Origin of the sequence: Priestia sp. TSO9 (assembly GCF_021029645.1) — a bacterium.
Taxonomy (GTDB): Bacteria; Bacillota; Bacilli; order Bacillales; family Bacillaceae_H; genus Priestia; species Priestia megaterium_E.
Window position 1 is genome coordinate 52,781 of record NZ_JAJEKD010000003.1, and the last position, 6,438, is coordinate 59,218.

Here is a 6,438-nt window from a genome sequence, read left to right on the forward strand (position 1 = left end):
ACGAAGGCTTGTGCAGACAATATGTAAAAAAGGGAGGCGTTATTGTGAACGAGGTTACATATTTAAAAGAAAAACGTTATGAAAAAGAAATGAAATATGAACGCAAAGTCCTAAGGGAGCTGTCCTTTGATTTGCTTCAAGAGAGACTGCGCCGTTATTTTCATCCCATGTTTCAGTGGAATATGCTAGGAGACGAACATGTGGAGGAGTACTGTCTTGATATTGCCATCGAATCATTTTTATTAGGTGCTCGGGTGAGTAAACGTGGTAAAGGCTACGAAGATTTTCAGAAGCACAGTAAGCAAGAAGAGTCTCTTTTAATTGATACACTGTACGGAGCCGTCAGCATGTCTGTAACAGATCTTTATCAAGATGGTCTGTATTATTTATGTCAAGGGTATGTGCAAGACTGGTGGAAAGAAGGTTATCGAACCGCAGAAAAAAGACGTCGGTTACGTTTGCATTAAAAAGTACTCATAATTCCCGTTCTTGTCCCATATAGAAATAAATAGGTGAGGCAAGAAGGGAAGGGATAAAATGTCTAAAGTAAAAATAATGAGCACAATTATAGCGCTTCTCGTTCTTTTTGTCATTGTACAATATCAGATAGACCATAGAACATCATCCGGTTCGCTTTCACTCCCTCTTAGCGGGAAAGTTATTGTACTAGATCCTGGACATGGCGGTGTTGATGGAGGAGCCGTAGGAGAGGATGAAGTGCTTGAAAAAGAAATAACTCTTAAAATTTCGTTGATGCTTCGGGACTATCTGCAAGAGCAAGGGGCACTTGTTATAATGACGAGAGAAAAAGACGAAGACCTAGCGGCCAAAGACACAAGAGGATACAGTCGCAGAAAAGTAGAAGACTTAAAAAATCGCTTAACGATGATTAATAAATCCAATGCTGATTTGTATTTAAGTATTCACTTGAATGCTATTCCATCCTCTGCATGGAGAGGGGCTCAAACTTTCTATTACGGGTCCCTAAAAGAAAACGAGCAAGTGGCTAAACTCATTCAACAAGAGCTAAGAAATAATCTGGATAATACGACCCGTGAAGCAAAAGCTATTCAAACTCTTTACCTTCTTAAGCATTCTAAGCCACCAGGTGCTTTGGTTGAAGTAGGATTCTTATCAAATCCTACAGAACGTAAAATGCTTCAATCGAAACGCTATCAAAAAAAGTTAGCTGAATCCATTTATGAAGGAGTCAGCCGGTATTTTACTGGAGAAAAGCCCAAATAAAAAGCATAGCATCCTTCTATTCAGAAAAATCTAATATGTATGATATACTTGATAGTATAAATAAATAGATTTTAACATGGTGGTGGGAGTATGCTAACGGAAAAGCAAGTAAAAGAAGTAGTAGGGGAAATTACAGATCCATTTTTAAATAAAAAACTATCAGAAACAAATGCGATTAAAGAAATAACAATTAAAGCTGAAAAACAGCATATAAGCCTGAAGATTGCTGTTGCAAAAACAGGTACTAGTGAACAGCTGAGCCTTCAAGGCACGATTGTAGAAGAATTAAAAAAAGCAGGTGTACAGTCGGTTGGACTGCGATTTGTTGAGTTTACGCCTGAAGAACTTCAGCAGTACCGCGCTGAGCAACCGAATACTGGAAACTTACTAACTAGTCCGAATGCACCTGAATTTATTGCTATTGCCAGCGGTAAAGGAGGCGTTGGTAAATCAACAGTCTCTGTTAATTTGGCCGTTTCTCTAGCTCGTTTAGGAAAGAAAGTTGGTTTAATTGATGCTGACATTTATGGATTCAGCGTCCCAGATATGATGGGAATCACACAGCGTCCTGTAGTAGAAGGTGAAAAGATTATTCCAGTTGACCGTTTCGGAGTAAAAGTTATTTCCATGGGCTTCTTTGTAGAAGATAATTCACCTGTTATCTGGCGAGGACCTATGCTTGGAAAAATGTTGACGAGCTTTTTTACAGAAGTTGAATGGGGAGAATTAGATTATCTTTTACTAGACTTACCTCCCGGAACAGGTGATGTCGCATTAGACGTTCACTCCATGCTTCCTGCTTGTAAAGAAGTGATTATTACAACACCACATCCTACAGCGGCATTTGTTGCAGCTAGAGCGGGTGCTATGGCTTTGAAAACCGATCATGAGGTAATCGGAGTTGTAGAAAATATGGCCTACTTTGAAAGCCAGTTAACAGGGGAAAAAGAGTATGTATTTGGTAAAGGCGGAGGTCCAAAACTCGCTGAGGAACTTCAGACAGAACTGTTAGGACAGCTTCCGTTAAGTCAGCCTGACTGGAATGAAGAAGATTTTGCACCTTCCATTTACGATGAATCGCATCGTTTAGGTAAAATATACGGAGAGATTGCAAGCAAGATTGCATTTATTTGCGAAAATGAAAAAGCAGCAACAGGAAAATAACAAAAAGCACGCGCTGTTCGAGCGCGTGCTTTTTGTTATTATACAGAGAGTTCAATCTGCGCCTTTTTTAAATCAAATGCTAGGTTTTGTTTTAAGAGAGCTAAAAATGTTTTTCCGGCTGTACTTACGGTATGAGACTGGTGCTTTAAAATGCCGATTGCAGGCCCCTCATGCAAGTCATGAATCGTTTTAACCGCCACTTGATCTGGCGGAAGAGTTGCGCTTATTTGTGGAACAACGGCTATTCCTAAGTTTTCTTTTACAAAATGCTGAAGTGTGCTAATAGTGCCTAACTGGACTTTAGCAGGCAGTTGGCCTGTTCGTTCAAAGATTAGCTGCTCAATTTTCTTTTGAACGGAAGATTGCCCAGCTGTAATCAGCGTTTCGTTTATTAAATCTTTTGCAAAGATTGTTTTTCTTTTTGTTAGAGCATGATTGAATGGTAGTAGCAGCACAAGTTTTTCCGTTAGTAATGCCTCAAACTCTATATCTCTGAACGATTCTGAGACAGTGCCAATCGCGAAATCAATTTCTTGATTGCGTATATGTTGATGAAGATGCTTTTCGTCTGCAACGAGTAAGCTAATTTCTGTGTTGGGATATCTTTTTTTAAATAGTGAGAGAATGGAAGGCAGTCGACTGCTTGCTGTAGGCTCTGCAGCACCTATACGGATAGTGCCAGCTTCGCCTGTTGAATAATCCTTTAAGGTGTTATTTAGATATTCATATTCCTTTAGTAAAATATTTGCCCGCTCGTAAAAGATTTTACCTGCTTCAGTAAGTTTTATGCTTTTTCCTCGTTCTAAAAGCTTAAATCCTAGTTCGGATTCCAACTTTTGAATGTGCAGTGTAATGGTAGGCTGAGAGTACTTTAAATATTCAGCGGCTAATTGAAAGCTTCCTAAACGAACAATGGTTTGAAACGTTTTAATAACGCGAAATTCCATCGAATTCCCTCCTTTTGCTATAAAACGATTGTGTTAATTTCTAATATTTTACCATAAAGCTAAGAATTAAAGTTTACAATTCCAATAAAAATACTAAGTATTAAAAAATATAAAGAAGTCATTTAGGTTTTTTAATAAAAATAAATGACATAATTAAATACGCACCTCATATGAGATGCGTATTTAATCACTGCTGTTGCTGTTCTCCGCTTGAATCAGATCCAGAGGAAGAAGAACCACCGTCGTCGCTGCTCTGTTTTTGTCCACCTTGTGTTTCTTCAGCGGCTTTCAAAAGAATGTCTTGAATTTTAGATTGATAAAGAGGGCTATCAAACGTTTCGGTCATAATCTTTTGTAAATAAGTGCGATATTCTTTACTCTTTAAAACAGTCAGTACTTCTTTTTCCATAGCCGGATCCTTTAAAACATCTTGAAGCATTCCTTGATATTCAGGATCTTTCATCAGTTGTTTGATGACCGTTTTATTTTCTTTTTCCAAACTTTTAGCAAAGCTTTCAGCAAACTTCGGATCATCCATGGCTTTTTTCCAAAATTCCACGCCTTTATCTGAGACTAGGGTTTGAGAAATTGTATCTTTTATCGCGTTTTGATCCATTAAAATATCTTGTCTAACAGAAGGGTCTTTCATAATTGCCTCGACTGCTTTTTTTCCTTCATCTGTTTTTAAAATATCAACAACCATTTTCTTTGTTTGATCATAATCCATACCATTGTTCTCTTCATCTTGCGGTGCACAGGCTGTAGCTAAAAGCATACACATTCCTATATAAATGAGGAGCATGAGTCGCTTTTTCATAGTAATGAGCTCCTTTCCTAATATGCTTACGCTTAATATGAGATAATCAAGGTTTTTTATTCATAAAAGAGCTCTAGATTTTTCAAAACGTGATTGGTACAATTTATGAAAAGGTACAATTTTGTAACTTATGGGGGAGATGGAAGTGAATAGTCGAAATTGGGTTCGTCTATTTCTAACCACGTTAGCTGTCGGGGGTATAAGTACAGCTTCTGTTGGGTTTGCGGTGCGCTGGGGGGAATACGGTCACTTATTTCAACAAGGAAAGATAGGAGAAATTGTTGCTGTTTTAACATGGCTCGTAGGCGTAGGGTTTATTTTTAGTTTAATTAGCCAAATGGGTTTTTTTGCATATTTAACTATTCACCGATTTGGGTTGGGGATTTTTAAATCTGCATCACTTTGGAAATCGGTTCAAATTGTATTTGTTTTATTTGTATTATTTGACGTTGCTTATTTTCGATATAAGTTCTCTCAACAACCGGGAGAAGGCATAGGCAAGTATATTTTGTTAAGCGTTTTCTTATTAGCGGTAGGGTTGTTAGTGGCGTATGCAAAGAAAAAGCAGACGAATAAAGAGGCTTTTGTACCAGCGCTGTTTTTTATGATTGTTGTAACGACAATTGAATGGTTCCCTGCGCTGCGAACGAACGAAGAAAGCTGGCTTTACCTTATGTTGTTTCCACTTCTAATTTGTAATATGTATCAACTTCTTATTTTGCCGAAACTTCTTACGCACGCAAGAATAGCAAAAGCAGACAAATAGCATATTTGTCTGCTTTTGCTTTCCGTATACAGTGGGAATAGATCTTAGCGGATATCTTTTACTTGGGTTTTTGAATTTGAAATTAATGTTGAAACACTTACGTTTGAGACTTTTTTATTTTGTAATGAATTCTTGATATATGGAATAGCCTTTGCTGTTTGTTGAGCGGAGTCAGACGCGTGCAGCAAGATAATATCTCCACCATCTAAGGGTTTTGTGACATTCGATACAATCTTTTCAACTCCTGGATTTGTCCAGTCTTTAGAGTCGATGCTCCAGTGCACGGTTGTATATCCTATATCCGCTGTTAATTTTAAGATGTCTTTATTAAATTGCCCGTTAGGAGGCCGAAGAAGGTGAACATCTTTAAGTCCTAGAGAATCAAAGACTTTCTTTGATTTTGCAAGATCTTGTCTGATTTCATTAGGTTTTAGGCTTGTATAGGAAGTATAGTCATAGCCCATTGTTCCAATTTCGTGGCCTTCTTTTTTTATGCGCTCTACAACATCTGGATGACGTTCAGCCCATGAAGCAGATAAAAAGAAAGTAGCATGTTCAATATGCTGTTCTTTCAGTTCATTTAGAATAGGAATAGCTCTTTCGTCTCCCCAGCTGATGTTAAATGTAAGAGCGACTTCGGGATTTTTATCATCCGCCTTATAAACAGCTCGTGGACCATTATCTGTTGAAAACACAGGAAAGTGAAACGTCTGTTGAGCATAAAGAAAAAAGCTTGTAAAAAAAGCAGCAACTACGATAAGCATTGTTTGTTTGATTCTTTTGGCTCGAATAGTATAAAACATATTCATTTTGTCACCTCATTTAATAAGTAGTACTTGTCTAATTTGTATGCGTTTTGTCTACAATTAATAACAGGTAAGGAAAAGAACGACTGATTTTATTTTGATGCTTGAGAATCAATGTCGCAAAAAGCAGGTGAATCAATGAAAATTTGTTTATTTAATCAAGTGGAGTGTTTAGAGTTAGAAGCACTACTCAGAGAAGAAATGAAAAGAACAAACGTTGCTTTTCAACAAAGTTTGAATCATGTAGTTCTTGAACGAAACATTCAAGAAAAGTATCAAATCCTTTCAAAGATCTTGCTAAGGTTCAGTGAAAAAAGGGAAGTAAATAAGGTTTTTTGATAAAACGAAAAAAACTTTTCAAAAAGTGTTGACTTTATATATTACAGATGTTAAATTAATAAATGTCGCTGATGAGTGATTGGAAAACAATCGCAATTCATCAGAAATAAAATATTAAAAAGTTGTTGACAAATGAAAGGCAACTTGTTAATATTAAAAAGTCGCTCAAGAGCGGCGGTTGAACTTTGAAAACTGAACAAAGCGACAAACGTCAACGTTAATTTTTATTTTTAAATTGAGCAAGTCAAACATTTCTTCGGAGAGTTTGATCCTGGCTCAGGATGAACGCTGGCGGCGTGCCTAATACATGCAAGTCGAGCGAACTGATTAGAAGCTTGCTTCTATGACGTTAGC

Annotated in this window: 7 protein-coding genes and 1 rRNA gene; 5 read left to right on the forward strand and 3 right to left on the reverse strand. The window is 37.2% G+C overall.

Going from position 1 to position 6,438, the window contains the following annotated elements; all coding sequences use genetic code 11:
* Positions 1–44: 44 nt before the first annotated feature.
* From LJC66_RS00720 to LJC66_RS00730, 3 genes are all read left to right on the forward strand, one after another.
* Positions 45–467: a DUF2521 family protein gene (locus LJC66_RS00720; protein ID WP_013054960.1), complete on the forward strand. Its 423-nt coding sequence runs from the start codon at positions 45–47 to the stop codon at positions 465–467.
* A 70-nt stretch (positions 468–537) separates the two neighbouring features.
* The gene (gene cwlD, locus LJC66_RS00725; RefSeq protein ID WP_014462005.1) at positions 538–1,245 is read left to right on the forward strand and encodes an N-acetylmuramoyl-L-alanine amidase CwlD; all 708 of its coding nucleotides are present in this window, start codon (positions 538–540) and stop codon (positions 1,243–1,245) included.
* 90 nt (positions 1,246–1,335) lie between these two features.
* Positions 1,336–2,409, forward strand: a complete 1,074-nt coding sequence (locus LJC66_RS00730) for an Mrp/NBP35 family ATP-binding protein (RefSeq protein WP_230931641.1) — start codon at positions 1,336–1,338, stop codon at positions 2,407–2,409.
* Positions 2,410–2,447: 38 nt separating this feature from the next.
* Here LJC66_RS00730 and LJC66_RS00735 read toward each other — a convergent pair whose 3' ends face one another.
* Positions 2,448–3,356 carry a LysR family transcriptional regulator gene (locus LJC66_RS00735; protein ID WP_230931642.1) on the reverse strand — a complete coding sequence of 303 codons (909 nt, stop codon included), beginning with the start codon at positions 3,354–3,356 and terminating at the stop codon, positions 2,448–2,450.
* Between the two features lie 187 nt (positions 3,357–3,543).
* Positions 3,544–4,173 carry a spore germination lipoprotein GerD gene (gerD, locus tag LJC66_RS00740; protein WP_230931643.1) on the reverse strand — a complete coding sequence of 210 codons (630 nt, stop codon included), beginning with the start codon at positions 4,171–4,173 and terminating at the stop codon, positions 3,544–3,546.
* Positions 4,174–4,318: 145 nt separating this feature from the next.
* Between gerD and LJC66_RS00745 the strand changes: the two genes are divergently transcribed.
* A complete protein-coding gene (locus LJC66_RS00745) occupies positions 4,319–4,939 on the forward strand; it encodes a KinB-signaling pathway activation protein (RefSeq protein ID WP_230931644.1) in 621 nt (206 codons plus the stop codon).
* 44 nt (positions 4,940–4,983) lie between these two features.
* Here LJC66_RS00745 and pdaB read toward each other — a convergent pair whose 3' ends face one another.
* Positions 4,984–5,748, reverse strand: coding sequence for a polysaccharide deacetylase family sporulation protein PdaB (gene pdaB, locus LJC66_RS00750; protein WP_028410393.1), 765 nt, complete (start codon positions 5,746–5,748; stop codon positions 4,984–4,986).
* Positions 5,749–6,337: 589 nt separating this feature from the next.
* On the opposite strand from pdaB, the gene LJC66_RS00755 reads away from it, so the two are divergent.
* Positions 6,338–6,438, forward strand: a 16S ribosomal RNA gene (locus LJC66_RS00755); the annotation flags it as partial.

Coding starts and splice junctions, on each gene's coding strand:
- pdaB (WP_028410393.1), bottom strand. CDS start 5,748: ATGAATATGTTTTATACTATTCGAGCCAAAAGAATCAAACAAACAATG.
- LJC66_RS00730 (WP_230931641.1), top strand. CDS start 1,336: ATGCTAACGGAAAAGCAAGTAAAAGAAGTAGTAGGGGAAATTACAGAT.
- cwlD (WP_014462005.1), top strand. CDS start 538: ATGTCTAAAGTAAAAATAATGAGCACAATTATAGCGCTTCTCGTTCTT.
- gerD (WP_230931643.1), bottom strand. CDS start 4,173: ATGAAAAAGCGACTCATGCTCCTCATTTATATAGGAATGTGTATGCTT.
- LJC66_RS00735 (WP_230931642.1), bottom strand. CDS start 3,356: ATGGAATTTCGCGTTATTAAAACGTTTCAAACCATTGTTCGTTTAGGA.